Source organism: Dietzia sp. WMMA184 (assembly GCF_002441635.1).
In the GTDB taxonomy this organism is placed as follows: domain Bacteria; phylum Actinomycetota; class Actinomycetes; order Mycobacteriales; family Mycobacteriaceae; genus Dietzia; species Dietzia kunjamensis.
This window is the reverse complement of sequence record NZ_NXEI01000001.1, coordinates 2135810-2160509: the sequence shown is the minus strand read 5'-3', so window position 1 is coordinate 2160509 and position 24700 is coordinate 2135810. Positions and strand designations below refer to the sequence as shown.

At 71.9% G+C, this 24700-nt stretch carries 25 protein-coding genes; 12 read left to right on the top strand and 13 right to left on the bottom strand.

Annotated elements, in window-relative coordinates:
* The gene (locus tag CK206_RS09905; protein WP_096906281.1) at positions 1-2280 is read right to left on the bottom strand and encodes a fatty acid desaturase; all 2280 of its coding nucleotides are present in this window, start codon (positions 2278-2280) and stop codon (positions 1-3) included.
* Positions 2281-2382: 102 nt separating this feature from the next.
* Between CK206_RS09905 and CK206_RS09900 the strand changes: the two genes are divergently transcribed.
* From CK206_RS09900 to CK206_RS20010, 4 genes are all read left to right on the top strand, one after another.
* On the top strand, positions 2383-3411 hold the full coding sequence (locus CK206_RS09900) for an AraC family transcriptional regulator (RefSeq protein ID WP_096906280.1): 1029 nt from the start codon (positions 2383-2385) through the stop codon (positions 3409-3411).
* Positions 3408-4028 (top strand): trans-aconitate 2-methyltransferase, encoded by a 621-nt coding sequence (locus CK206_RS09895; protein WP_096906279.1) that lies wholly within the window; start codon positions 3408-3410, stop codon positions 4026-4028. The genes CK206_RS09900 and CK206_RS09895 overlap by 4 nt, the downstream gene beginning before the upstream one ends.
* Positions 4025-4687, top strand: a complete 663-nt coding sequence (locus CK206_RS09890) for a TenA family protein (RefSeq protein ID WP_069388764.1) — start codon at positions 4025-4027, stop codon at positions 4685-4687. Before CK206_RS09895 ends, CK206_RS09890 begins: the two co-directional genes overlap by 4 nt.
* A gap of 94 nt (positions 4688-4781) precedes the next feature.
* The gene (locus CK206_RS20010; protein WP_096906278.1) at positions 4782-4937 is read left to right on the top strand and encodes a DUF6131 family protein; all 156 of its coding nucleotides are present in this window, start codon (positions 4782-4784) and stop codon (positions 4935-4937) included.
* A gap of 105 nt (positions 4938-5042) precedes the next feature.
* Here the strand turns inward: CK206_RS20010 and CK206_RS09880 are convergent, their stop codons facing one another.
* Both CK206_RS09880 and glp read right to left on the bottom strand, forming a co-directional pair.
* A complete protein-coding gene (locus tag CK206_RS09880) occupies positions 5043-5531 on the bottom strand; it encodes a BLUF domain-containing protein (protein ID WP_096906277.1) in 489 nt (162 codons plus the stop codon).
* A gap of 83 nt (positions 5532-5614) precedes the next feature.
* Complete coding sequence (glp, locus tag CK206_RS09875; protein WP_096906276.1) at positions 5615-6865, bottom strand: gephyrin-like molybdotransferase Glp; 1251 nt, start codon at positions 6863-6865, stop codon at positions 5615-5617.
* 76 nt (positions 6866-6941) lie between these two features.
* Between glp and CK206_RS09870 the strand changes: the two genes are divergently transcribed.
* The 5 genes from CK206_RS09870 to CK206_RS09850 all read left to right on the top strand — a co-directional run bounded on the left by CK206_RS09870 (position 6942) and on the right by CK206_RS09850 (position 11637).
* Entirely contained in the window at positions 6942-8354 is a 1413-nt protein-coding gene (locus CK206_RS09870) for a uracil-xanthine permease family protein (protein WP_235027783.1), read from the top strand.
* 71 nt (positions 8355-8425) lie between these two features.
* Positions 8426-9481, top strand: coding sequence for a GTP 3',8-cyclase MoaA (gene moaA / locus CK206_RS09865; protein ID WP_069389177.1), 1056 nt, complete (start codon positions 8426-8428; stop codon positions 9479-9481).
* Between the two features lie 31 nt (positions 9482-9512).
* Positions 9513-9776 carry a MoaD/ThiS family protein gene (locus CK206_RS09860; RefSeq protein ID WP_227022118.1) on the top strand — a complete coding sequence of 88 codons (264 nt, stop codon included), beginning with the start codon at positions 9513-9515 and terminating at the stop codon, positions 9774-9776.
* A gap of 3 nt (positions 9777-9779) precedes the next feature.
* A complete protein-coding gene (locus tag CK206_RS09855) occupies positions 9780-10589 on the top strand; it encodes a substrate-binding domain-containing protein (protein WP_096906275.1) in 810 nt (269 codons plus the stop codon).
* Positions 10590-10722: 133 nt separating this feature from the next.
* Positions 10723-11637 (top strand): VOC family protein, encoded by a 915-nt coding sequence (locus tag CK206_RS09850; protein ID WP_096906274.1) that lies wholly within the window; start codon positions 10723-10725, stop codon positions 11635-11637.
* Here CK206_RS09850 and bluB read toward each other — a convergent pair.
* Positions 11609-12265, bottom strand: coding sequence for a 5,6-dimethylbenzimidazole synthase (bluB, locus tag CK206_RS09845; RefSeq protein WP_096906273.1), 657 nt, complete (start codon positions 12263-12265; stop codon positions 11609-11611). The two genes, CK206_RS09850 and bluB, sit on opposite strands and share 29 nt — an antisense overlap.
* Positions 12266-12353: 88 nt before the next feature.
* On the opposite strand from bluB, the gene CK206_RS20005 reads away from it, so the two are divergent.
* Positions 12354-12491 carry a hypothetical protein gene (locus CK206_RS20005; RefSeq protein WP_167457859.1) on the top strand — a complete coding sequence of 46 codons (138 nt, stop codon included), beginning with the start codon at positions 12354-12356 and terminating at the stop codon, positions 12489-12491.
* A gap of 46 nt (positions 12492-12537) precedes the next feature.
* On the opposite strand, the gene CK206_RS09840 is transcribed toward CK206_RS20005, so the two are convergent.
* From CK206_RS09840 to CK206_RS09825, 4 genes are all read right to left on the bottom strand, one after another.
* A complete protein-coding gene (locus CK206_RS09840) occupies positions 12538-13815 on the bottom strand; it encodes a globin domain-containing protein (RefSeq protein WP_096906272.1) in 1278 nt (425 codons plus the stop codon).
* 98 nt (positions 13816-13913) lie between these two features.
* Positions 13914-14378, bottom strand: a complete 465-nt coding sequence (locus tag CK206_RS09835; protein WP_067715137.1) for an Rrf2 family transcriptional regulator — start codon at positions 14376-14378, stop codon at positions 13914-13916.
* 123 nt (positions 14379-14501) lie between these two features.
* Positions 14502-16313 (bottom strand): NTP transferase domain-containing protein, encoded by a 1812-nt coding sequence (locus CK206_RS09830; protein WP_096906271.1) that lies wholly within the window; start codon positions 16311-16313, stop codon positions 14502-14504.
* Positions 16310-16897: a TetR/AcrR family transcriptional regulator gene (locus tag CK206_RS09825; protein WP_172812124.1), complete on the bottom strand. Its 588-nt coding sequence runs from the start codon at positions 16895-16897 to the stop codon at positions 16310-16312. The genes CK206_RS09830 and CK206_RS09825 overlap by 4 nt, the downstream gene beginning before the upstream one ends.
* An 85-nt stretch (positions 16898-16982) precedes the next feature.
* Between CK206_RS09825 and CK206_RS09820 the strand changes: the two genes are divergently transcribed.
* Positions 16983-18626 (top strand): MFS transporter, encoded by a 1644-nt coding sequence (locus CK206_RS09820; RefSeq protein ID WP_096906270.1) that lies wholly within the window; start codon positions 16983-16985, stop codon positions 18624-18626.
* On the opposite strand, the gene CK206_RS09815 is transcribed toward CK206_RS09820, so the two are convergent.
* From CK206_RS09815 to cysK, 5 genes are all read right to left on the bottom strand, one after another.
* Complete coding sequence (locus tag CK206_RS09815) at positions 18604-18864, bottom strand: rhodanese-like domain-containing protein (protein ID WP_096906269.1); 261 nt, start codon at positions 18862-18864, stop codon at positions 18604-18606. The two genes, CK206_RS09820 and CK206_RS09815, sit on opposite strands and share 23 nt — an antisense overlap.
* Positions 18865-18974: 110 nt before the next feature.
* The gene (gene fdhD, locus CK206_RS09810) at positions 18975-19796 is read right to left on the bottom strand and encodes a formate dehydrogenase accessory sulfurtransferase FdhD (protein ID WP_096906268.1); all 822 of its coding nucleotides are present in this window, start codon (positions 19794-19796) and stop codon (positions 18975-18977) included.
* Positions 19744-21066, bottom strand: coding sequence for a glycosyltransferase 87 family protein (locus tag CK206_RS09805; protein ID WP_096906267.1), 1323 nt, complete (start codon positions 21064-21066; stop codon positions 19744-19746). Before CK206_RS09805 ends, fdhD begins: the two co-directional genes overlap by 53 nt.
* Positions 21067-21158: 92 nt before the next feature.
* Positions 21159-21767: a serine O-acetyltransferase EpsC gene (gene epsC, locus CK206_RS09800; protein WP_067714980.1), complete on the bottom strand. Its 609-nt coding sequence runs from the start codon at positions 21765-21767 to the stop codon at positions 21159-21161.
* Positions 21767-22702, bottom strand: coding sequence for a cysteine synthase A (gene cysK, locus CK206_RS09795; RefSeq protein ID WP_069390382.1), 936 nt, complete (start codon positions 22700-22702; stop codon positions 21767-21769). The genes epsC and cysK overlap by 1 nt, the downstream gene beginning before the upstream one ends.
* A 173-nt stretch (positions 22703-22875) precedes the next feature.
* Here cysK and CK206_RS09790 point away from each other — a divergent pair, with 173 nt between their 5' ends.
* Positions 22876-24684 (top strand): long-chain fatty acid--CoA ligase, encoded by a 1809-nt coding sequence (locus tag CK206_RS09790; RefSeq protein WP_096906266.1) that lies wholly within the window; start codon positions 22876-22878, stop codon positions 24682-24684.
* Positions 24685-24700: the final 16 nt, after the last annotated feature.

The following is a 24700-nucleotide window of genomic DNA, read 5'->3' as shown; positions in this document are numbered from 1 at the left end:
CTAGAGATCCAGCTCGATGTCCGAGCAGGCCAGCGCGGTACAGACGGTGACGCGCTCCTGCTCGGCGCCGCCGGGTGCGCGACCCGCGGCCCCGGCGCGGATGGTGCCGCTGACCTTGGGCGTCACGCACGCCTTGCACAGCCCGCGCTGGCAGCCGGTGGGCACGGCGATCCCGGCGCGGCCGGCCGCCTCGAGCAGGGTGGTGGCCCCGTCGATCTCCACCGCGGTGCCGGTGCGGCGGAAGCGGACGGTGAAGCGGCTCCCGTCGTCGTCGGGCCGGTCCAGCTCGGGCGCGGTGAAGGACTCGGCGTGGAAATGTTCTGCCGGTAGGCCCAGGTCGCGCAGCCACCCGCGGGTGAGGTCGATGAGCGCGGCCGGGGCACACACGTAGGTCTCGCGCTCGGCGGCGTCGGGGACCACGCGCTGCAGGAGCTCGGGACCGAGCCGGCCGGTGGCCAGGTCCTCGCGCTCCGACGGCGCATCGGTGAACAGGCGCAGGGTGATGCCGGAGAGGCGGGCGAGCTCGCGGAGTTCGGCGTCGAAGATGATCGAGCGGTCGTCGCGGTTGACGTACAGCAGTGTCGCGTCGGGGCGACTGCCGGTCTCGCGCGCGTCACGGGCGATGCGACGCAGCAGGCTGATGATCGGGGTGATGCCCACCCCGCCGGCGATGTACAGGGACTTCGCTCCCGGCACGGGCGGTGGGAAGTCGCCCGAGGACTGCGGCACGCCGACCAGTGTCACGTAGTCACCTGCGTGCAGTGAGTCGTTGAGCCGGGTGGACACCCGCCCGCCCTCGACGCGCTTGATGCAGATCTCCATGGCGCCCTCGACGTCCGCAACCGCGTCCGCGCTGTCGCGGACCAGGCTGTACTGGCGGACCAACTCGCCGTCGCCGTCGTCGCCAGCGACTCGCACCGACACGTACGCGCCCGCGTCCCACTCGACGTCCTCCCAGCCCCGGGGGCGGGCCAACCGCACCGACAGGGCCTGGCCGTCGGCGACGGGAGTGGCGGACAGGACTCTGACCGGCACGTTGTAGAAGCGCGGCTTGTCCAGGTACGGCGACTCGGGCAGGGGCCTGTAGGACAGCCCGGCGCGGACGCGCCGCACGAGTGAGGCGGGGTCGCGCAGGAGCGTCGAGGGGCGGCCGAACTCGCGCTCGCCGAACGGGACCGACAGCCCGGTGAGCGTCTTGGCGATCAGCGGCACCGTCTCGAGTAGCGGCGTCTCGTGGTACGGCAGTCCGTACTTCGCGGCGATCGCCCGGACCTCCGGGGCGATCCTGCGCTGCATCGACGGTGGCAGATCGGGAAACAGGTGGTGCTCGACGTGGGTGTCGAGGCCGCCGTAGAAGATCCGCAGGTCGGGGCGATCGGCGAACGGCACCTCCTCCTCCAGGACCCGCGCGAGGGCGTCGTCCATCTGCGTGCTGGGCAGGAAGTTGCGGGTCGCCCGGATCTGCCGCTCGTAGTACTGGTCGGCGGTCTCGTCGGGCCCGGGATCGGTGAACAGCTCCAGCTCGCCGGCGTGGTGCTCGATGAACACCAGGAACAGCACCGCCATGTAGCCGGTGACGCCGCCGAGGTAGTTGGCCAGCAGGGTGGGCAGCGGCTTCCACCCCGAGCGGAACGGCTCGTCGACGAAGCGACGTTGGAGGTCGCGTCCGGCGATCCGGGCGGGCGAGCGCAGGGTGTAGGCGCTGAAGAACGGGTCGCCGGAAACCTTGCGGGCGATGTTGGCCAGGAAGAACGGAGCCGCTGCCGGGGCCGCGGCCGCCAGCGCCGAGATGAGCGCCACCTGACCGAGGTGGTGGCCGTACCAGTCCTGTCCGGCGCTGCCGCGGAAGATGCTGTAGCCGAGGTCGTGGTCCTTGCCGACGATGTTCGTGTTGGGGTGGTGGCCCACGTGATGCATCGTCTTCCAGTGGTCGACGTCCACGTTGAAGTCCCACTCGTAACGGTCGGAGTGATAGTCGCCGTTGCCGGGCAGGTGGTCGTAGCTGCCGTGGACGATGTTGTGCCCGAGCTCGGAGAACTGCATGAGCCGGTACATCATCTCCAGCGCCGTGGCCCGCCGGATCGCCCGCGGCCCGCCCTCGCGCAGCAACTCGCGGCGACGGGCGTCGATCGCCCGGCCGTAGGCGGTGACGTTGCGGATGTGCGCCAGGTCGTCCTCGCCGACGGCGGCCTTGGCCCGCGCGTACAGCGCCCGGATCTCGTCGGCGAGGCCGGTGGGGCCGGCTGACTGGGCGGTTCCTGCGAGTGCGGCGAGAGTCATGACTGTGACGCTAGCCACCCGACGCGGGCGCGGGAAGGTCGCAAACGGGCGCAGAGTTGGCATTTTCGGACATCCGCCGCCCGGTGTTGCTACGGTCGGCCGATGGAGTCCTCGCCGGTATGGGCGGTGCCGCGGGGCACCGAGGGCGTCCGCATCATGGTGGAGGGCGGGCTGGCCCACGGGATGACGACGACGGAGTGCCTGGCTGGCACGGGTCTCGATCCCGGCGACCTCCACGACGAGACCGCGCAGATCTGGGCGCACCAGGAGTTCACGGTGATTCGCACCCTGCTCGCGCGCCTCGGAGACCGGCCCGGGCTGGGGGCGGGCGTCGGTGCCCACTCCACCATCGGACGGACCGGCGTCATCGGCTTCATGATGCTCGCGGGCCCCACCGTGCGGGCGGCGATCGATCGCGCGATCCCCTATCTCGCCTTGTCCCCGACCCACGTGCAGTTCTCTCTCGAGGTGGACGGCCCGGACGGCGGGGCGGTCCTGGTCGCCGCCGACGACCAGATCCCCGCCGACGTGCGCACCTTCGTCGTGGAGCGGGACCTGGCAGGGTTGGCCGCGGCGTTCCGCGGTGCCCGGATCGACCTGGGGCCGGTCTCGCTCGAGACGACCCTCGGCCCGGAGAGCGCGGCGCTGGTCGGGCACGCGTGGGGCCTGGCGCCGGACACGGTCACGCCGCACGCCGCGCGCAACCGGCTGACCGTCTCGCGACAGGCCCTCGAGGCCGAGCTGCCGCAGGGCGACGAGAACACGGCGCGAGTGTTCGAGCGGCAGTGCCGCGCGCTCCTCGCCGACAGGCTCGCGCGGGTCGGCGTGGCCGGCCAGGTGCGCAGCCGGCTCCGGCACGAGCGCGGGACCTGGCCGTCGATGGCGGACGTGGCGGCGGAACTGCACGTCGATGTCCGCACCCTGCGACGCCAGCTCGGAGCGGAAGGGACCTCGTATCGGACGCTGGTCGACGAGGTGCGGCATCAGCGGGCGCTCGAGCTGCTGGTGCACGACGTCCCGGTGGCCGAGGTGGCCGCCGAGCTGGGCTACTCCGAGACCGCGACCTTCTCCCGCAGTTTCCGCCGGTGGGAGGGTGTACAGCCGAGTCGCCGACGGGGGAGGTCGTCGTGACCGGGGAGGTCCGAGCGGCGTACTCGAGCCGCGCACAGGAGTACATCGACCACCTCGGTTCCATCGCGTCGGTCCACCCCTCGGACCTCGAGCTGGTCGCGCGCTGGGCGGATCAGCTCGACGGGCCGCTGATCGATGCAGGCTGCGGCCCAGGGCACTGGACGGGCCACCTGGCGGCCCGGGGCGTCGACGTGCGCGGAGTCGACCAGGTACCGGAGTTCGTGAGTCACGCCCGCCGAACCCATCCCGGGTGTCGATTCGAGGTGGGTGACCTCGACGCGCTACCCCGGTCGCCCGGCGAGGTCGCGGGGATTCTCGCCTGGTACTCGCTCATCCACCACGAACCGGCCACCGTGCGACCGACGCTGTTGCGGATGGCGCGGTGTCTGCGCCCCGGCGGCGGACTACTGCTCGGGTTCTTCCACGGTGCGGAGGTCGAACGGTTCGATCACGCCGTGGCCGGGGCCTACCGCTGGTCGGTTGAGGCCCTGTCGGAGGAGTTGCGGATGGCAGACTTCGAGGTGATCGAGACCTACACGCGGACCGGGCCGGGAGCTCGACCTCACGGCGCGATCGTCGCCCGCCTGATGTCCGCCCACGACGGGAGAGCCGAGTGACCCTGTTCGAGACCCTGAAAGACCGCTGCCGTCCAGAGTGGGAGGCCTATACCGAACACGAGTTCGTCACCGAGCTCGGGCAGGGCACCCTGCCGCTCGCGGTGTTCCAGGACTACCTGGTGCAGGACTTCCACTTCCTGGTGCAATTCGCCCGCGCCAACGCGCTCGCCGCCTACAAGAGCCGCACCCTCGCCGACATCACCGCCGCCCACCGGGCGACCGGCGCGATCCTCGCGGAGACCGAACTGCACCTGCGGCTCACCGACCGCTGGGGAATCCCGCGCGCCGAACTCGAGGCCGCCGCCGAGAAGCAGGCCACCGTCGCCTACACCCGGTACGTGCTGGACTCCGGCATGGCGGGGGACCTGCTCGACCTGCATGTAGCGCTGGCCCCGTGCACGATCGGTTACGCCGAGATCGGCGCGCACCTGGCGCCCCGGCTCGCCGAGCACGACGGCGAGCATCCCTACGGCGAGTGGATCTCCGAGTACTCGGGGGCGGAGTTCACCGCCGCCGCCGGCGCCGCGATCGAGCAGCTCGACGTGCTGTCCGACGGCGGGCTCACCGACCGCCGCCTCGACGAGCTCACCGAGGTGTTCCGCACGGCCACCCGGCTGGAGATCGACTTCTGGCAGCAGGCGCTCGACAGCACGGGATGAGGCGCGGGCGTGACCGGGCGCGATCGGTCGCGGACTCTGTGGGACGTGGGTACGCTCAGTCGTTCCCGAAAAATTACGGTGAAAGGACGAACAAATGATCATTCTTGGCGCGATTCTCTTGATCCTCGGATTCCTCTTGGACATCCCCATCCTCTGGACGATCGGTCTCGTGCTCATCGCGATCGGCGTCATCCTCGTCATCCTCGGTGCGGCAGGCCGCGCGGTCGGTGGACGTAAACACTGGTTCTGACACGCCGGGTCACATCTGACCCGGGGTGAGCACGAGCGTCCGGCGCACAGTCCGCTTGTAGCGGGTGCGTCGGACGCTCTTCATTTACACGTCTGCTGTGCCGGGTCAGGACGCGGCGGAGTGTTCCTTCGCCTTGAACCAGGTCGACACGTCGTCGGCCGCCCGTCGCACCGTGCCCCCGTCCGCACCGGCGGCGAGGTCGTTGAAACTGTCGCGCTCGTCGGGCAGGCCGGCTGGCTCGTGGGCCCCGGGCGTCCCGAATCCCATCCGCCAATCGGGGAAGCTGCGGTCGACGGTCGTCTCGGTGAGGATCACGCGGAGGTGGTGGTGCCGCTCATCGGCGATGATGTCGTCCAGGAGGGCATCGATCTCGGCCGGTGGGCCCTCGAGGAACTGGATGAAGCAGTCGTCCCGGAAGAGCAGGATGCCGGTGATCCCCACGCGACGATTGCGGTGCCTGGCAGTGCGCAGGATCGACTCGAAGTCCTCGGGCACCATCTGCCTGGTCGGCGTACTCGTGTACACGAGGTACTTGAGAAGGCCCTCGTCCGGCACCGCGGTCTGCTCCGCGGTCGGCTCGGCGTCGGAACGCATCGGGACCCCCGTTCTCGCCTGCGGCGAAGTACGACGTGCGCAGGCTGGTCAACGCACCTTCCCCCGGACTGTACGGCGTGCCCCTACAGCGGCAGGACGTCGACCTCGGCGCCGGACTCCAGTGAGGTGACGTCGGCGGGGATCTCGATCAACACGTCCGCCCGGGCCATCGAGGCCACGAGGTGCGAGCCGGGGCCCGAGACCGGATCGGCGGTGGGCCGGCCGTCGCCGTCCGCGGCCAGCGCCGCCCGCAGGTACTGCACCCGCCCGGCAGGCGAGGTGACGTCGCGGGACAGGCGGGCGCGGACGGGGCGGATCGGCGCGCGGCCGACGGCCTCGAGGATGACCGGCCGCAGGAGCACGACGAACGACACCATCGCGCTCACGGGGTTGCCCGGCAGGCACACCACGGGAGTGCCACGCCAGCTCGAGAGCCCCTGCGGGCCGCCGGGCTGCATGGCGATCGGGGCGAAACGGGCGCCCTCTCGGTCGGCGAGCACCTGGCGCACGACCTCGGCGTCGCCCATCGACACCGCGCCGACGGTCACCACGAGGTCGGCGTCGCCGGCGGCCTCGTCGAGAGTCGAGGTGAACGCCGCGCGGTCATCGCCGCTGATGAGCGTCGTGGTGACCTCGCAGCCGCAGGCCTTGAGCGCGGCGGCCAGGGTGATCGAGTTGGACTCCCAGATCTGGCCGGGCGCGAGCGGCCGCCCCGGCGCCACCAGCTCGGAACCGGTCGCCACCACCCCGACCCGAGGCCGCGGCCGCACGTCGAGTCCCGACTCCCCGAGCGAGGCCGCCGCCGCCAGGTGCCGCGCCTGTAGCCGCACCCCGGCGTCGATCACCACGTCGCCGGCCCGGACATCGTCCCCCGGGCGACGGATGAACTCGCCCCGCGACCGCGGCGCATGCACCAGGACGACAGTGGGGTCGGTCTCGCTCACGGTCGTGTCCTCGATGGGCACCACACAATCGGCACCCCGGGGGACGGGCGCTCCGGTCATGATCTTGCAGGCCTCGTCGTCGTCGACATCGGGTCCCGGCCCGTCACCGGCGTGCACCGCCCCGACCACCGTCAGCCGCGCCGGCGAGTCGGGTCCCGCCCCGGCCACGTCAGCGGAGCGCACCGCGTACCCGTCCATCTGCGAGTTGACGAACAGCGGCAGGTCGACCGACGCCCGCAACGCCGCCGAGAGCACCGAGTCCGCGCACGCCGCGAGCGGCAGGTGCGTACTGCGGGCGGCCCGCTCGAGGACCGGCTCCAGGTGCGCACGCAGGAGCTCGCGGTACTCGGCGGGGGACGGGCGGCTCGGCCTGTCGGGCAGGGAGGTCATGTCACCACCGTAACCGCGTTGTACTGTGCCTACGGTCCGCGCGAGTGCGGCCGGACGCAGCGAGAGTGGGGAAGAAGTGGGTCTCTGGTCGGTACACGGCGACGGCAAGAACATCAGACCCGGCGAGGTGGTCGCCCCCATGGAGCGGTTGAGCTGGCCGCGGACCATCGGGATCGGCGCCCAGCACGTGGTGTCGATGTTCGGCGCGACATTCGTCTTCCCCATCATCATGGGGCTCAACCCGCAGCTGGCGATCCTCTTCTCCGGCGTGTGCACCCTCCTGTTCCTCGCGGTGGTCAAGGGGCAGGTCCCCAGCTACCTCGGCACCTCGGTGGCATTCGTCGGCGCGGTCGCCGCCATCCGCGCGCAGGGCGGCACCAGCGCCGAGGTGACCGGCGCCATGCTCGTCGCCGGCGCGACGCTGCTGGTGGTGGGCCTGATCGTGCACGTCGTGGGCGGCCGCGTGGTCACCGCGATCCTGCCGCCGGTGGTGACCGGCGCCGTGGTGATGCTGCTCGGCTTCAACCTGGCGCCGGTGGTGGCGGAGACGTACTGGCCGCAGGACCAGTGGGTCGCACTGGCGGTGATGATCGTGCTGATCGGAATGACCGTGGGGCTCAAGGGCTTCGCCGGGCGGATCGCGATCTTCCTGTCCCTGGTCTTCGGCTACGTCCTGTCCTGGGTGCTCGACCTGGTCACCGGGCCCGAGAGCCCGCGCGTGGACTGGTCGGGAGTGTGGGACGCGCCGTGGATCGGGCTGCCGCCGATGACCGACGAGGCCGCCGGCGTGGTGGGTATCCACGCGCCCGACTTCTCGCTGGCGTTCGTACTGCTCGTGGTGCCGGGCGTCATCGCGCTCATCGCCGAGAACGCCGGGCACGTCAAGGCGATCGGCGAGATCACCCGCACCGAGACCGACGGCCTGATGGGCCGGGCCCTCGCCGCGGACGGCGCGGGAACCGTGCTGGCGACCTCGTTCGGTGGATCGGCGACGACGACGTACGCCGAGAACATCGGCGTGATGGCCGCGACCAAGGTGTACTCGACGGCCGCCTACGTGGTGGCCGCGCTGACCGCGATCGTGCTGGGGTGTTCCCCCAAGCTGGGGGCCGTGATCTCCGCGACCCCGGGCGGCGTGCTCGGCGGCATCACGGTGGTGCTCTACGGCATGATCGGCCTGCTCGGCGCCAAGATCTGGAAGGAGAACCGGGTCGACTTCGGCAACCCGCTCAACCTGGTGCCGGTGGCGGCGGGTGTGGTGATCGCGATCGGGGACACCACCCTGGTTATCACCGGCGACTTCCAGCTCGGTGGCATCGCGCTGGGCACCCTCGTGGTGGTCCTGGGCTACCACCTGGGGCGGGCGATCGCGCCGCAGCTGCGGGGCCAGGCCGAGCGCGACGAGATCCACGAGCTCACGCTCCTGGGTCCGAACCCGGACGTCCCCGCCCCGCCAGGGGCGCGCCGCGGACGGGGACACAGCGGATAGGTGACCGGACGGGGGTCGCACGCCGCCGGACGGTGCCCTCTACACTCGGAGTCACGCGACCGCGGAGGGAGGTGGGCGCCGTGACCGAACCGGACACCCGCAGCCCCTCCACGCGCCCCGCCACCCCGCTGCTCGTCGACTCCTTCGGCCGCGTCGCCCGCGACCTCCGCGTCTCGCTGACCGAGAAGTGCTCGCTGCGCTGCACGTACTGCATGCCCGAGGAAGGACTGCCGCCCATCCCGGACGCCGCGCGGATGACCGCTGACGAGGTGATCCGGCTGGTCGCCCTGGCGCACCGCGAGCTGGGCGTGCACGAGGTCCGCTTCACCGGGGGAGAACCCCTCATGCGGGCCGACCTCGAGCACATCATCGCCGGCACGCGGGCCGAGTGCCCCGACCTGCCGATCGCGATGACCTCCAACGGCGTGGGGCTCGAACACCGGGTCGGCGCGCTGGTCGAGGCCGGTCTGGACCGGATCAACATCTCCCTGGACACCGTCAACCGCCTCGAGTTCGCCCAACTCACCCGCAGGGACCGGCTGCCGTCCGTCCTGCGGGGAGTGCGGGCCGCGGTCGAGGCCGGCCTGGACCCGGTGAAGGTCAACGCGGTGCCCCTGCGGGCGACCCTGCACGGAGCGCCCGACCTGCTGGAATGGGCCCTGGCGGAGGGGGTGCAACTACGGTTCATCGAGGAGATGCCGCTCGACGCCGACAACACGTGGTCGCGCGCGGAGATGGTGACCGCGCAGGACGTGCTGGACTCCCTCGGCACCCGCTTCGACCTCGTTCCCGCCGGGCGCGAGGACCCGTCCGCGCCGGCCGAGATGTGGCGGGTCGCCGGACGCGCCGTGGGAGATGCTCCCGCAACGGTCGGGGTGATCGCGACCGTCACCCGCAACTTCTGCGCCGCCTGCGACCGGACCCGCCTCACCGCCGAGGGGACCGTGCGGTCGTGTCTGTTCAGCGACGACGAGACGGACGTCCTCGGGGTGCTGAGATCGGGCGCCCCGGACCACGAGGTCGCCGAGGTCTGGCGCGGCGCGATGTGGGGCAAGCAGGCAGGCCACGGCATCGGCGGCACCGCCTTCCACAGGCCGCGGCGGTCGATGGGCGCCATAGGTGGTTGACGTGTCAGTGCCGGAGGATAGGGTTGACGTCGTGAGCAGGACACCGAGAGTGATCACCGTGGGGTACTACGCGGCCGCCGAGGACGCCGCGGGTACCGCCCGCGAACGGCTGCACACACAGGCCACGACCGTCGGGGAGTTGGCGCGGGAGGTCTGCGAGCGACACGGTGAGCCGCTGGCCAGCATCGTGACCGTGTCGTCGTTCCTCGTGGGTGAGGAGACGACCCGTGACCCCCACGCCTCGATCGACGGTGTCTCCGAGGTGGACGTGCTGCCTCCCTTCGCCGGAGGCTGATCGGTGAACCGGGGCCGGGCTGTCAGCGCGTTCGCTCTCGCCCTGGCGTGCTCGGGAACCGTCGCGTGCGCCGAGCCGGAGCCCGACTCCCCCGTCATGACCCTCGGGGTCGCCGCCTCGCCGTCCCTGTCCGAGGCGTTCACCGAGATGATCGACGTCTTCGAGGACGAGCACCCCGGGGTCCGGGTGAGCCTGGAACTGGGCCGCTCCGACACGATCGCCGAGGGGATGCCCGCCCGCGACGACATCAACGTGTTCGCCTCCGCGGACGAGGGCTCCATGCGGTGGCTCGTCGATACGGGAGTGGCGGTCGATCCGGTGGTGTTCGCGCGCAACCACGTCGTCGTCGCGGTCCCGTCCGGAAACCCGCGCCAGGTCACCGGCCTCCGCGACCTGGAACGGCCCGACCTGCGGGTGGGGCTGTGCGAGCTGGACGTCCCCTGCGGTCGCGCGGCGGAGTCGCTGTTGGCCGTGGCGGGCGTGGCCACCCCGCCGGGGGTCCCCCGTGATCCGAGTTCGCGCGCGCTCGCGGCCCGCCTGGCGGACCATGAACTCGACGTGGGCATCGTCTACCGCACCGATGTCGCCGCGTCCCACGGTTGGGTGGCGCTGGCCGAGGTCGACCAGCGCGACAGGGAGCTGGCGCAGGACGCCGGCACGACGCGGTACACGGTGGCCAGGATCCCGGGTGCCGAGGACGGCCCCGACGCCGGGGCCGAGCGCGCGGCCGCGAGCGAGTTCCTCGACTTGGTGACGTCGGACCGCGGCCGTCGCGCCCTCGAGATCGCCGGGTTGGCCCCGCTGCCGCAGTAGGCGTCTGCGCGGTCGGGGGCGGCCGCGCTGCGCCGTGGGGGTGGGTGACGCATCACGGAATAGGCGGACGGGTGCACCGGTTGATATAGATGACACATCACGCAACCTCGACACCTCGAGCAAGGAGGGCACCATGCCCGTCTACGTCCAGAACCCCGATCCCCGCAGCCTGGCCGAGCGCCCGGCCGACGATCTGCTCGCGGCCGACACGCGCATGGGTGCGGTCGAACTCCTGGTCCGGGACCTGGACTCGATGATCGCGTTCTACGCCGACGGCGTGGCCCTGGACGTGCTCGAGCAGGCCGGCGAGACCGCCGTGCTCGGCCGGGCGGGTCGACCGATCGTGCGGATGCGCCGCATGCCCGAGCTGCCGCCGCGCAGGCAGGGGCAGGCCGGACTGTTCCACACCGCGGTGCTGTTCGACGACGAGCCGTCGCTGGCCGCGGCCGTCGCCTCGGTCGCCCGGCATGCGCCGAGATCCTTCACCGGCAGCGCCGATCACCTCTACAGTCAGGCGTTCTACTTCGACGACCCCGAGGGTAACGGCGTCGAGCTGTACACCGACAGGCCCCGCGACACCTGGGCCACCGAGCCCCACGGGTTGCTGAAGGTGGCCACCAACCCGCTGGACCCCAACGCCTTCCTGCGCACGCACCTCACCCCGCCGGTCGCGGGTTCGTCGATCGGGGCGTCCGCGGCACTGGGACACGTCCACCTCCAGGTCGGCGACATCGGGACGGCCCGCGACTTCTACGTCGACGCCCTCGGCTTCGAGGTGATGAGCGACGTCGGCTCCGCACTGTTCATCGCCGCCGGCGGGTACCACCATCACATCGCGGTCAACACCTGGGGCACGGCCGGCGCCGGCCCGCGCGCGGCGGCCCTGGGCCTGGGCCGGGTGAACATCGAGCTGCCCACCGAGGACGATGTCGACGCACTCCGGAAGCGACTGGCCGACCACCGGATCGAGACACGTCACGACGGTGCGGTCCTGCGGTTCGACGACCCGTGGGGGACCCTCATCGAGGTCGGGGTCGAGCAGGACTGACCCCGGCTCCGCGGCGAGGTCGGACCCAGTCGACGGACAGGGGGGAACGCCGTCCCCACCCGACGGTCTGTAACAGTGGTTCGTCCAGCTCCAGGGCAGGGTGCCCGAGGCACAGGTAGGCCAGAGGGCGTGCGCCCGTCGGAAGCCGCACGCTGTCGGAGAGATGGTCGGGTTCCACGAGACTCACCCATCCCATACCGAGGCCTTCCGCCGTCACCGCCAGCCACAACAGGGTGATCGCGGCGACCACGCTGTACTCGGTGGCGGCAGGGACGCTGGTCGTCCCGAGGGTCGGACCCGGCGGCGGCACATGGCTGACCACCAGGCCCACGGGCGCCTGGAGGATGCCCTCCAGGCGGAGCGAGTCGTAGAGTTCGCGGCGTTCGCCGCCGAACCGTTCGGCCTCGGCGGCGCGGACCGCGCGGAAGCCGGCGTGGATGGACTCCCGTACGGCCCGGTCCTCGACCACCGTGACGTGCCACGGTTGGCTCAGTCCGACACTCGGCGCGACGGCGAAGACCTCGAGCAGTCGCTCGATGGTCTCCCGCGCGACCGGTGTCGGGTGGAAGTGGCGATGGTCGCGGCGGGCCGACAGGATGCGCCACAGGGCGTCGCCGTCACTTCTCATATCCGTACTCCTCGGACTCCACTCTCGGCCGGTCGCGGTAGGGGCCCACCGACTCTAGACTGGCGCCCCCCGGAGATGGAGGTGCACGATGGCATTCCTACGCAATGCACTGAGGAGCGGGATCGCGCTCAAGGCCGTACAGGTGGTCAAGCGCGAGGCCTCGAAGCCCGAGAACCAGCGCAAGGCCCGCGAGTTCGCGGAGAAGATGCGCAACCGCCGGCGCTGATCGCCGTGGGCCCGGCCGGAGCTGATCCGGGCCCACGCCGGCGGGACTACACCAGCCAGTCGTTCGGCGCGAACAGCTCCGCGTGGAGCCGCTCGGCGGGCACGCCGGCCTCGAGGAACCGCGGGCGCAGTGACTGGAGGAAGCCGGTCGACCCGCAGAGGAAGACGTGCGCCCCCTCGGGGAGCTCGACCGCCGCCAGGTCCATGAATCCCGGGTGGACCGCGCCCGGTCCGGCGACGGTGTCCGCCCCCTGCTCGTACCAGGTGTGCACCTCGGCGTCGGCGAGCAGCGAGGACTCGCCCGCGACCTCCTCGGCGAGGACGTGGTCGGCCGGCGAGCGGTCCGCGTGCAGGACGAGCACGCGACGGGTGTCCTCCGTCGCCGACAGGTGGGCGACCATCCCGAGCATCGGGGTGATGCCGATCCCGGCCGAGCAGAGGACCACGGGCGCGGCGTCCTGGTCGCGGCCGATCCCGGCGGCGTCCAGGACGAGGTCGCCGAACGGGAGGGTGACTTGGATCGTGGTGCCGACCTCGGCGTGGGCGTGCAGCCAGCCCGAGACCTCGCCGGCGGGGCAGCCGAGCCCGCCCCGGACCTCGGCGTCGACCCGGCGGACACCGATGCGCCACGTGCCCTCGCCCGGTGCCGTCGACAGGGAGTACTGACGCAGCTGGCGCGCGCCGTCGGGGAGGACCACGCCGACGGAGGTGTACTGGCCCGGACGGAAGTCGGGCAGCGGCTCGCCGTCCGGACCACCGAGGGTGATCACGGTGACCGAGTCCGTCACGTCCTCCCGGGAGATCACGGTGGCGGTGCGGAAGACGTCCCCCGGTTCCACCTGCGCCTCGGCGTAGAGGGCCTTCTCGAAGTCCACCAGGACGGCGGCCATGATCCAGTAGACCTCGTCCCACGCCGCCGCGACCTCCGGGGTGATCGCCTCGCCCAGGACCTCCACGATCGCGCCGAAGAGGTAGTCGTGGACCACCTGGTATTGGTCGGGGGTGATGCCGAGGCTCGCGTGCTTGTGCCCGATCCGGGAGAGCATGTCGACCGGGCTGCGGCCGTCCACCAGCAGGGAGGCGAACGTCGCGATCGACGCCGCGAGCGCGCGCTGCTGGGCGCCCAGCTTCTGGTTGCCGCGGTTGAAGGTGTCGCGGAGGAGTTCGGGATTGTCGGCGAACATCGTCCGGTAGAAGACGGGCGTGATCTCGTCGATGTGGGCGCCGATGACCGGCAGGGTCGCGCGGACGACGGCGGCGTGCTCCTCGGACAGCTCGCGGGGGTGCGCGAGGATCGACTCCAGGGTGGTGAGCGACGTGGTCATGGGGGATCTCCTTCTCGGGGCGTGACGGGGTGGCCCGGGCACCGTGGGGGCCGGACTGCGGGGTGGGGGTGATGCGGGGTGGGGGGTGATGCGGGTGGTCAGGACCCCGGGCCGGGGTCCGGCCGTGGGGCGGTGGCGAGGCTGAGGGACACCTGCCGGGTGGGTGCCCGGACGATGCCCTCGACGGTGAGGGGGTCGAGGGCGGTGAAGAACGCCTCGCGAGCGTCGACGAGGGCTCGTCGCAGACCGCAGTTGCCCGCGAGCGGGCAGGGCGTCGGACCCTCGCACTGGACGACCTCGCCGGGGCCCTCCAGTTCGCGCAGCAATGACCCGACCGACTCGTGTCGGCCCGCCTCGGTGATGACGAGCCCCCCGCCCCGGCCGCGCCGGGACTCGGCGAGGCCCAGGTCGACGAGCCGGGAGACGATCTTGGCCACGTGGGAGGTCGAGGCGTTCACCGACTCCGCGATCGCCGCGGCGGTCATGCGGTCGCCGCGCTCATCGGCGACGGCGAGGCGCATGAGAGCGCGGAGCGCGAGATCGGAGGACCGGGACAGCTGCACAACGCCGAGCGTGCCATATTGCGAGCTGGTCGGGCGCATTTGATGCCGGTGATCTCAAATACCTTCTGAACTGGTCATTTGGGGCCGCCCTCCGACCTGCGGGAACGCCCCGCCGCGGGCCGGTCAGATCCAGTCGATGATCTCCACGAGGTCGTCGGCCCCGGCGTCGGCGTCGGGGCCCCCGCCCTCGGGCACCACGGCCAGGGCGGGCGCGCCCGCCAGATCCGCCAGGTGCGCGGTGCGCACGCGGTCGGCAAGGTGCCAGCCGCCGGCGCCGTCCGGTCGGGCGGGCAGGATCCGCGAGCGGCCCGGGGTGGCCAGGTCGGCCAGTCCGTGGACGCGCCTCGAAACGGGTGTGCGCTGGCGGCCGGTGAGGGCGTCGACCAGCGCCCGGCCCGTGGTCGCCGCCGCGGACACCGCCGCCACCGGGTTGCCGGGCAGCCCCAGCAGGATGCGCCCGTCGGCGAGGACGGCCACGAGTTGCGACCCTCCCGGGCGGACACGGACCCCGTCGAGGACGATCCGCGCGCCCGTGCGCGCCAGGGCCGGGCGCAGGAGATCGGCCACCCCGCGGCCGGTGGCCCCCACCAGCACCACCACGTCGCCGGTCGTCGCGTCGACGGAGCCGGAGCCGGCGTCGAGCAGCGCGTCGAGCGCGTCCGGGGTGTCCGCGCAGTGCCCGGGCGGGCCGACGCCGACGAACCCCGCCCGCGCCAGGACCCCGCCGAGCAGCGGGCCGACCGTGTCGCGGATCCGACCCGGCGGAAGCGGCGCGGGCGTGTCGGCGGACAGGACCTCGTCACCGGTCGTGACCACCGCCGCGCGTACCGGCCCCCGGACCCGAGCGGCCGTCACCCCCGCGGACAGGGCCGCGGAGGCCAGCGCGGCGTCGAGCACCGCCCCCGCCGGGGCCAGTTCGTGACCGACCGGCCAGTCCTCGCCGACGGGGCGGAGGTCGTTCACCCCGTCGCCCCCCGGCAGTGCGGTGACCACCGGGGGGCCGGTGCGGGCCGGGGTCACCGTCACCAGTTCGTGCCGCAGCACACGATCGCAGCCGGCGGGGGCCAGGGCGCCGGTCGCGATGGGCGCCGCCGTGCCGGGGGTCAGCGTCGCCGACGAGCCGTCCCCGGCGCGGCGGGCGGCGCCGGTCAGTCGCCACGGGCCGGGCCCGGCCAGCGCGTAACCGTCCATCGCCGACACCGGCCCCCGCGGCATCGGGTCCGCGGCGACCAGCGGTGCGGCGAGCACCGCGCCGACGGCTGCCAGGGGCGGGCGCACGTCCGCCGGCAGCGGGGTGAGCCCGGCGCGCAGGACCGCCCCCACCTGTGGGAGCGCGACCGGTCCGTGTCCGGCCAGGTCGGCCCACGTGTCCACGTCGCGCGCGGGGTCGCCGACGGGGACGCGGACGACCTCCTCGTCGTCGTACAGGGCCCGTACCGGTCGCCCGCCCACGCCGCCGTCGGCCTCCAGGGCGGCCAGGCGCGCGGCGAGGGCGCGGCGGTCCCACGCGGCGAGGAGATACTGGTCGTGCCCGGCGACGTCGACGGCGAGTGCCGCGCCGGGGGCGTGGGTGGTGGCGGCGGGCCGGAGCGCGGCGAGGAGGGCGCGGAGGGTGGCGGCGTCGAGGTCCGGCAGGTCACAGGCGACGACGACGACGAGGTCGACCGACGGCGGGAGCGCCCGCAGTCCCGCGGCGATCCCGGCGACGGGTCCCGAGTGGGGCGGATCCTCGCGGGTGTCGCCCCCGGGGCCCACGGTGCGGACGGGGCCCGCCACCGCCCGGGCGGCGCCGAGCACCGCCTCGACCATCGGCCGACCCGCCACCGCCAGTCGCGCCTTGTCGACCCCGCCGAGGCGACTCGCGCGACCCCCGGTGAGGACGATCGCGCCGACGGCGACCGCGGTAGCACTGTCCGAGGTGCCGCCGTCCGTCATCCGGCGTCCTCGGCCAGGCGGCCGCGGAGGAAGTCGTCGACGAGTCGCTCCACGTCCTGATCGGTGTACGGGCGCAGGCCGATCATCCGGGCCAGGACGACGGGGCCGGCCAGCTGCGCCACGGCCAGATCGCGGTCGCCGGGGATGAGGGCTCCAGATTCCTCCGCATCGGAGAGGACGGCGTGCAGCGGCTCGGTATAGGACTCGACCACGCTGCGGCGGAGCCTGCCCACCTCGTCGTCGTCACCGGCGTCGCGGCCCATCGCCAGCCACCCCAACATCGACTGCTGGAGCGGCGCGTCCTGGATGAGCTGCGTCATCGAGGCGGCCAGGTGCACGAGCTGCTCCCGGACGGGCAGGTCGGCCGGGGGGCGTGTCGGGGTGGGCAGCAGTCGCCGGAACGCCGCGGCGATGAGCGAGTCCGTCGACGGGAAGTTGCGGTACAGGGTGGTGCGGGCGACCCCCGACAGCCGGGTCACCGCGTCGACGGTCACGGCCGCCGCGCCGCCGGACAGCAACAGCGACGCCGCCGCGTCGAGCAACTTGCCCTGCGAGCGGGCGCGCCGCGGATCCGGGGTCGACATGGCCTCCATTGTGGCCTGTCCGGTGCGCTAGGGTGGGCGCACCATGCGATACCGACGGTATCGTTTCCGTGGAGCGGAGGCAGATATGTTGGAGATGAGTGCGGGTCGGCGGCGGTGGCTGCTGGTCGTCAACCTCGTGGCCGTGTCCCTGGTGGTGGCCACGATGTCCGCCCTGTACACGTCCCTGCCGGACATCGCCGTGGACATCGGTGCCACCCAGGCCGAGCTGACGTGGATCGTCGACTCCTACACGCTGGCACTGGCGGCGCTCGTCCTCACCGCCGGTGCGCTGGGGGACCGCTTCGGCCGCCGGGCCACGCTCATCGTGGGCCTGGCGCTGTTCACCGTCTCCTCGGCGCTGCCCCTGTGGTTGGACTCGCCGCTGTGGGTGATCATGCTCCGTGCGGTGGCCGGTGTCGGCGCCGCCTTCGTCATGCCCTCCACGTTGTCCCTGCTCACGGCAAGCTTCCCGCCGGATCGCCGGGGTGCGGCCGTGGGCATGTGGGCCGGCTTCGCCGGGGTCGGCGGCATCATCGGCCTGCTCGGATCCGGGCTCATGCTCAAGGTGTGGACCTGGAAGGCGATCTTCGGCGTGTACGCCGTCATCGGCCTGGTCGTCCTGGTCGCCGCCTTCACCATCGGCGAGTCCGTGGCCTCCCGCGTCGGCAGGCCGGACGTCTTCGGGGCGGTCTTCTCCGCCCTCGCGGTGGGCGGGGTGGTCTTCGGACTCATCGAGGGCGCGCACACCAGCTACTCCGAGCCGCTGGTGATCGTGGCGCTCCTCGTTGCGGCGGTGAGCGTCGTGGCCTTCGTCCTGGTCGAGCTGTGCGTCGCGGACCCCCTGCTCGACGTGCGTTACTTCCGCCGACGCGGGTTCACCACCGGCTCGGTGTCGGTGGCGCTGCAGTTCCTCACCATCTTCGGGTTCTTCCTGCTCATCGTGCAGTTCCTCCAGCTGGTCAAGGACTACGACGCCCTGTCCGCCTCGCTGGCCCTGGCTCCGATGGTCGTGCCGGTCATGGTCTTCTCGCTGCTGTCCCCGCGCATCACCGCGGCCGTGGGGCTGCGGGCGGTGTCCGTGGTGGGCGTGGGGGCCATCGCGGCCGGGATGGTCTTCCTCTCCCGGCTGTCCGTGGACTCCGGGTACTGGGACATCCTCTGGCCCATGCTCGTCGCGAGTATCGGGCTCGGCTTGTCGACCGCGCCTGCCACGTCGGCGATCGTCTCGGACGTCCCGTCCGACGAGCAGGGCGTGGCCGCCGCCGTCAACGACGCGATGCGTGAGGTCGGCGCCGCGATCGGCATCGCGCTGTCGGGCAGCATCCTGGCCGGGCGCTACGCCGCGGGGATCGTCGACGTCCTGCCCGGCGTCCCCGAGGCCGGCCGGCAGGCGGTCGAGAGTTCCTTCGCCGGCGCCCGCGAATTCGGCGCCGCGGCCGGGCCGGCGGGGCAGGCCGTCATCGACGCGGCCGCCGGGATCTTCGCGGACGGCATCTCGTCGGCGCTCTTCGCCCTGGGGATGGTGGCCGCGGGCGCGGCGGTCCTGCTGTTGTTCGTCGCGCCCGGTCGCGGGTACGTCGCGCTCGGGGACGCCGACACCGACACCGACACCGGCACGTCCGGCGACCCCGACCCCGGCGCCGATCCCGCCCCGGTCGGCGCGGCCGGTGGAACGAGTGGCTACCCGGTGGCCGGGTCGCAGGAGGTCAGGACGCGTCCGGCCCGGTGACCACGGGCCGTCCGCTCGCCGCCCAGGCCCTGGTCCCTCCGTCGACGCTGACGGCGGGGATGCCCCGGGCCTCCAGTGTCCGGCACGCGGACTTGCTGCGATTGCCGGACGCGCAGATCACGAAGACGGTGGTCCCCTCCGGCGCGATGTCCGGGGCGGAGGCGACATCGCCCAGGGGGATCAGGCGCGCGCCGGGGACGTGGCCCGCGACGTACTCGTGGGATTCGCGGACGTCGATGAGCGCGGCGCCCTACTGGTGGTGGGAGGCGAACGTGTCTATGTCAGTCGTGGAAACCATGCCCGGAATATACCCCAGGGGGTACCAAGTCCGCCAGGGGTGCGATGGAGTCAGTCGCGGATGCGCTCGGGGTGGGTGTAGACGGTGGCGCGGTCGACCCGGCTGAAGGCGGCCAGGGTCACGCCGGTCTCGGCGGCGAGGTCCACCGCCAGCGACGACGGCGCGCTCACCGCGGACAGGAGCGGGATCCCCGCCATCGACGCCTTCTGTACGAGCTCGAACGAGGCCCGGCCGGAGACCTGCAGGATGGCCCCGCGCAGCGGCAATCGCCCCTCGCGCAACGCCCAGCCGACCACCTTGTCCACCGCGTTGTGTCGCCCCACGTCCTCACGCAGGCACAGCAGTTCGCCGGTGGGGGAGAACAGCCCCGCCGCGTGGACGCCCCCCGTCTTGTCGAAGACCCGCTGGTGCTCGCGGAGCCGGTCGGGCAGGGACAGCAGGACCGCGGGATCGATGAGCGGCTCCGCCGGCTCGGCCGGGAAGTGGGTCGAGCGCCGGACCTCGTCGATCGAGTCCACGCCGCACACGCCGCAGGCGCTGCTCATGGTGGACGCCCGCGCGGAGCGGGGCTCCGGGATGTCCGGTGACAGGGTCACGGTGAGGGTGTTGTAGTCCTGTTCGGTCCGTCCGCTGACGGTGGTGCAGTAGCAGATCTCGGGCAGGTGCTCGCGGTTCCAGACGGCCCCCTCGGAGACCAGGTGCCCCGCCGCGAGGTCCATGTCGTCGCCCGGCGTCCGCATGGTCACGACGAACGGCTGACCGCCGACCCTGATCTCGAGTGGTTCCTCGACGGCGAGCGTCGCCACCTCTCGCCTGACGTCACCCGCGGCGAGGATCCTGCGCGCCGGGTGACGAGTCGTCCGCCGTCCCATAGTCGCGCAGCCTAGCGCCGTCCGGGCCGGGGCGTAGGAGCAGGAGGGCGGCGAGCCCCACCGCGGCCAACCAGGTCAGCGGGTAGGCGTTGGTGATCACGGTGTAGATGACCGGCGGGATGTCGCCGCCGAGCATGAACAGGCCCATCGCCACCCAGCGGTCGTCCGGGAAGTTCGGGTCGGGGAAGCTCTGCACCCAGTTCGCGGTGGCCGCCCAGAGCAGCGCCGGCAGCAGCCAGAGATACCAGCGCCGGGCGGCGATCGCGTGGTGCACGGTCAGCACGAGTAGCGGGACGAACCACACCCAGTGGTGGCCCCAGGAGAACGGCGAGACCATGGTCATCGTCAGTCCGGCCAACGTCAGGGCGAGGAGCTGGTGCCCGGCGCGATGGGCCAGCGCGGCGACGCCCAGGCCGACGGCTGCCACCACCGCGGCCCCGAGCAGCCACGCCCAGGTGGGCGCCATCTCCGTGCCGGCGAGACGGGCCATGGCACCCCGCAGGGACTGGTTGGCCAACATGGCGTCGTGCCCGATCCGCTGGGACTCGAACAGGGTCCCCGACCAGTACCGCACGGCGTCGCGGGGGATCAGTAGGAAGCCGAGGGCGACAGTGCCGCCGAACGCCGCCCCGGAGACGACGGCCATCCGCCAGCGTCCGGTGAGGACCCAGTGCGCCCAGAAGAACGCCGGGGTGAGTTTGATGCCCGCGGCCAGGCCCGAACCGATCCCCGCCCACCGGCGGCCCGACCTCCAGGCGAGGTGGTCGGCCAGGACCAGGACCAGGAGGAGGATGTTGATCTGGCCCAACCACACGGTGGTCCGCACCGGCTCGGTGGACAGGGCGATGAGTGCGAGACACAGCGAGACCTGGGCGGTGACCCGGTCCGGGCGGTAGTCCAGCGCACGGAGGCACATCCGGACCGCGAGGTAGAGCAGGACGAGGGTCAGCGCGAGCCACGCCGCCTCCATCAGCCGCGGGGTCACCAGGTCCAGAGGGGCGAACAGCAGCGCCGAGAACGGCGGGTAGGTGAACGGCATCTCCGGGTAGAAGCGCCCGGAGTCGTCACCCGAGAGCAGTCCGTCGTACAACGGGATCGAGTTCAGGACGGCGCTGCCGCCCCAGCGGTAGACGTTGACGTCGAGGAAGTTCCCGGTGATGCCCCACCACGGGGTCCGCTCGTCGGGCACCCGCAGCACCATGACCACCGAGGCGAGGGCCAGCAGTGCCAGCGGGGCGCGCAGCCAGTAGGTAGTCGGAAGCGTCCGCACAGCCGGAAAGCCTAGTCCGTCAACGAGAAGACCGTTCCGCACGCCGTCACTCGGGCGATGCGTGCGGAACGGTCTTCTCGATGGGATCTGGCTCAGATGTAGATGGCCGGATCGATGTAGAACTGCGCGTCGCGCAGTTCCTCCTTGGTGGACCTGGCAGGCCGTGCCTCGCCCGGGATGCCCACGACGATCGAGTCGGCGGGGGCGCTCTTGACGACGACGGCGTTGGCGCCGACCGAGGAGTCGTCACCGATCTCGACGGGACCCAGGATCTTCGCGCCGGCGCCCACGGTCACGCGGTCGCCCAGGGTGGGATGGCGCTTGGTCTGCTTGAGCGAGACCCCGCCGAGGGTGACGCTGTGGTAGAGCATGCAGTCGTCGCCGATCTCCGCGGTCTCACCGATGACGACGCCCATCCCGTGGTCGATGAAGAACCGTCGGCCGATGGTGGCGCCGGGGTGGATCTCGATCCCCGTGAGGAATCGGGAGAACTGGGACAGGACGCGTCCGGCGGTGCGGCCGGCGCCGCCGGCGTTCCACAGCCGGTGCGAGAGCCGGTGGAACCAGATGGCGTGGAGGCCGGAGTAGACGACGGCGTTCTCGACGTCGCCCCGGGCGGCGGGGTCATGGGCGCGCGCCGCGGCGAGGTCCTCGCGCAGCGTGCGCCAGAACCCCACCGGGCGATCGGACGTCGGCGTCATCAGTCGCGGTAGTCCTCGAACAGCATCGTGGAGACGTAGCGCTCACCGTAGTCGCACACGATGACGACGATGGTCTTGCCGGCGTTCTCGGGGCGCTTGGCGATCTCGAGGGCGGCCCACACGTTGGCGCCGGAGGAGATGCCCGCGAGGATGCCCTCCTCCTTGCCGAGCCGCTTGGCGATCTCCAGCGAGTCCTCGAGGGTCACGTCGATGACCTCGTCGTAGATCTCGCGGTCGAGGATCTCGGGCACGAAGTTAGCGCCCAGGCCCTGGATCTTGTGCGGTCCGGCCTTGCCCTCGGTCAGCAGCGGCGAGTCCTTGGGCTCGACGGCGACGATGTGCAGGTCCGACTCCTGCGAGCGCAGGTAGTTGCCCGCGCCGGAGATGGTGCCGCCGGTGCCGATGCCGGCCACGAACACGTCGATGTCGCCGTCCGTGTCCTCCCAGATCTCGGGGCCGGTGGTGCGGCGGTGGACGTCCACGTTGGCGGGATTGGCGAACTGGCGCGCCAGGACGGCGTTCTCACGCGTCGCGGCGATCTCCTCGGCCTTGGCCACCGCACCCTTCATGCCCTCGGAGCCCGGCGTGAGGATGAGCTCGGCACCGTAGGCGCGCATCACGGCGCGGCGCTCGACCGACATGGTGTCGGGCATGACGATGACGGCCTTGAAACCGCGGGCCGCCGCGACCATGGACAGCGCGATACCGGTGTTGCCGGACGTGCCCTCGACGATCGTGCCACCGGGCTTGAGGCCGCCCGACGCCACCGCGTCGTCGATGATCGCCGCGCCGATGCGGTCCTTCACGCTCGCGGCCGGGTTGGCGGACTCGAGCTTGGCCAGGACGGTGGCCTGCAGTCCCTCGGTCAGGGAGTTGAGACGGACCAGCGGGGTCTTGCCGATGGTCTCAGAGATGTCGGAGTAGATCTGCGCCATGGTGTGTTCCGTTCTGAAGAATGAACAGGTCTGTCTATTCGCGAGTGTACGCGATGGGTCGAGATGGCACGAGGGTGTGGCCAGGGAATGGTCCCCTGATTGCCACGAGCGCCCGTCGGGCCGATAATCGACTGCGCTCCATTTTCATCGTCGCCCGAAAGGCCGCCTCCGGCATGCGCGAGATCACCGTCCCCGCCCAGCGAAACTTCATACGTTCCGACCTGATCCCGGTGGTGGCGCGAGGGCGCGCCGCCACGGCGCCGCGGGCGGTCCCGTTCGACCATCACGTCGACGGCCGGTGGCGATCCGTCTCCAACGCCGAACTCGTCGAGCGCGTGGACAGGATCGCGGCCGGACTCATCGCGGCCGGCGTCGAGCCCGGGGACAGGGTGGCGCTCATGGCCGGAACCCGCCTCGAATGGGTGCTGGTCGATCTCGCCGTCTGGACCGCCGGAGCCATCACCGTGCCGATCTACCCGTCATCCTCGGCGGGGCAACTCGAATGGATTCTCGCCGACTCCGCGGCGAAGGTTCTCGTGGCCGAGAACAATGAACACGTCGTCGTCGTCGGAGACACGACCGTCCCCGACACCTGCACCCGGATCCTCTACCTCGACGACGGCGGGCTCGAGGCCCTCGAGGCCGACGGCGAGTCCGTCGAGGCCGAGACCCTGGACGCCGCGGTGGCCACTCTCGAGCTCGACACCCCCGCCTCGATCATCTACACCTCCGGCACCACCGGACGGCCCAAAGGTTGCGTGATCACCCACCGCAACCTCCTGTCGGAGTGTCACGCGCTGCTCGACCACCCCATCGGGTCGATGGCGCAGCAGGGCAAGAAGGTCCTGATGTTCCTGCCACTGGCCCACGTGCTCGCCCGCGCCGTGACCTACACGGTCTACCTCGGTGACGCGACCGTCGGCTTCTGGGACGACACCTCCACCATCCTCCCGCGCTTCGCCGATTTCCGGCCGCACATGATTCTCGGGGTCCCCCGCGTCTTCGAGAAGGTGCGCGACGGGATCGCCACGAAGGCCGCCGCCAAGGGCGCGGTTCAGAGGGGGATCTTCGAGCGCGCCGAAGCGGTCGCCATCGAGGACAGCCGTCTGCGCGGCAACGACGGACTGGACGACGCGCGCCGGCCCTCGCTCCTGCACGCCGCCCGGTACAAGGCGCTCGACCTGCTCGTCTACAAGGCCATCCGCGAGGCGCTCGGCGGCCGGTGCGAGTACGCCATCTCCGGCGGCGGCGCCCTGCCCGACCGCATCTCGCACTTCTTCCGCGGAGTCGGCGTGCCCGTCTACGAGGGCTACGGGCTCACCGAGAGCACCGCCGCCGCCACCGTGAACGGTCCCGGCTGCCAGCGCATCGGCACCGTCGGGCGACCCGTGGCCGGGACGAGCGTCCGGATCGCCGACAGCGGTGAGGTGGAACTGGCCGGCGAGCTGATCTTCGACCGCTACTGGAACAACGAGGAGGCCACCGCCGAGGCCGTCCGCGACGGCTGGTTCGCCACCGGTGACCTCGGTTCGCTCGACGCGGACGGATACCTGACGATCACCGGTCGCGCCAAGGAGATCATCGTCACCGCCGGCGGCAAGAACGTCTCGCCGGGGCAGATCGAGGACGCGATCCGGGCGCATCGACTCGTCGGCCACGCGGTCCTCATCGGTGAGGCCCGTAAGTTCGTCTCCACGCTGATCACGGTGGATGAGGTCGAGCTCGAGAACTGGGCGGCGGAGAACGATCGCAGCGGCCGGCCGGTCGAGGACCTGGTCACCGACCCCGCGCTGCGCGCCGAGATCCAGGCCGCCGTGGACGATGCCAATCGGCAGGTCTCACACGCCGAGGGCGTCAAGAAGTTCGTCGTACTGCCCCGCGACTTCACTGAGGACTCGGGCGAGTTGACGGCGACCCTCAAGGTCAAGCGGCACGTGGTCGAGCAGCACTACGCCGAGCAGATCGAGGGCATGTACGTCTGATCGGGCGGATGTGGGA

What these genes read in the sequence shown, in the direction of transcription:
- CK206_RS09820 (WP_096906270.1), top strand. Translation starts at nt 16,983, where the DNA reads ATGTTGGAGATGAGTGCGGGTCGGCGGCGGTGGCTGCTGGTCGTCAAC.
- CK206_RS09905 (WP_096906281.1), bottom strand. Translation starts at nt 2,280, where the DNA reads ATGACTCTCGCCGCACTCGCAGGAACCGCCCAGTCAGCCGGCCCCACC.
- CK206_RS09900 (WP_096906280.1), top strand. Translation starts at nt 2,383, where the DNA reads ATGGAGTCCTCGCCGGTATGGGCGGTGCCGCGGGGCACCGAGGGCGTC.
- fdhD (WP_096906268.1), bottom strand. Translation starts at nt 19,796, where the DNA reads ATGGGACGGCGGACGACTCGTCACCCGGCGCGCAGGATCCTCGCCGCG.
- CK206_RS09825 (WP_172812124.1), bottom strand. Translation starts at nt 16,897, where the DNA reads ATGTCGACCCCGGATCCGCGGCGCGCCCGCTCGCAGGGCAAGTTGCTC.
- bluB (WP_096906273.1), bottom strand. Translation starts at nt 12,265, where the DNA reads ATGAGAAGTGACGGCGACGCCCTGTGGCGCATCCTGTCGGCCCGCCGC.
- CK206_RS20005 (WP_167457859.1), top strand. Translation starts at nt 12,354, where the DNA reads ATGGCATTCCTACGCAATGCACTGAGGAGCGGGATCGCGCTCAAGGCC.
- CK206_RS09830 (WP_096906271.1), bottom strand. Translation starts at nt 16,313, where the DNA reads ATGACGGACGGCGGCACCTCGGACAGTGCTACCGCGGTCGCCGTCGGC.
- CK206_RS09850 (WP_096906274.1), top strand. Translation starts at nt 10,723, where the DNA reads ATGCCCGTCTACGTCCAGAACCCCGATCCCCGCAGCCTGGCCGAGCGC.
- glp (WP_096906276.1), bottom strand. Translation starts at nt 6,865, where the DNA reads ATGACCTCCCTGCCCGACAGGCCGAGCCGCCCGTCCCCCGCCGAGTAC.
- CK206_RS20010 (WP_096906278.1), top strand. Translation starts at nt 4,782, where the DNA reads ATGATCATTCTTGGCGCGATTCTCTTGATCCTCGGATTCCTCTTGGAC.
- CK206_RS09840 (WP_096906272.1), bottom strand. Translation starts at nt 13,815, where the DNA reads ATGACCACGTCGCTCACCACCCTGGAGTCGATCCTCGCGCACCCCCGC.
- epsC (WP_067714980.1), bottom strand. Translation starts at nt 21,767, where the DNA reads ATGACGCCGACGTCCGATCGCCCGGTGGGGTTCTGGCGCACGCTGCGC.
- CK206_RS09880 (WP_096906277.1), bottom strand. Translation starts at nt 5,531, where the DNA reads ATGCGTTCCGACGCCGAGCCGACCGCGGAGCAGACCGCGGTGCCGGAC.
- CK206_RS09790 (WP_096906266.1), top strand. Translation starts at nt 22,876, where the DNA reads ATGCGCGAGATCACCGTCCCCGCCCAGCGAAACTTCATACGTTCCGAC.
- cysK (WP_069390382.1), bottom strand. Translation starts at nt 22,702, where the DNA reads ATGGCGCAGATCTACTCCGACATCTCTGAGACCATCGGCAAGACCCCG.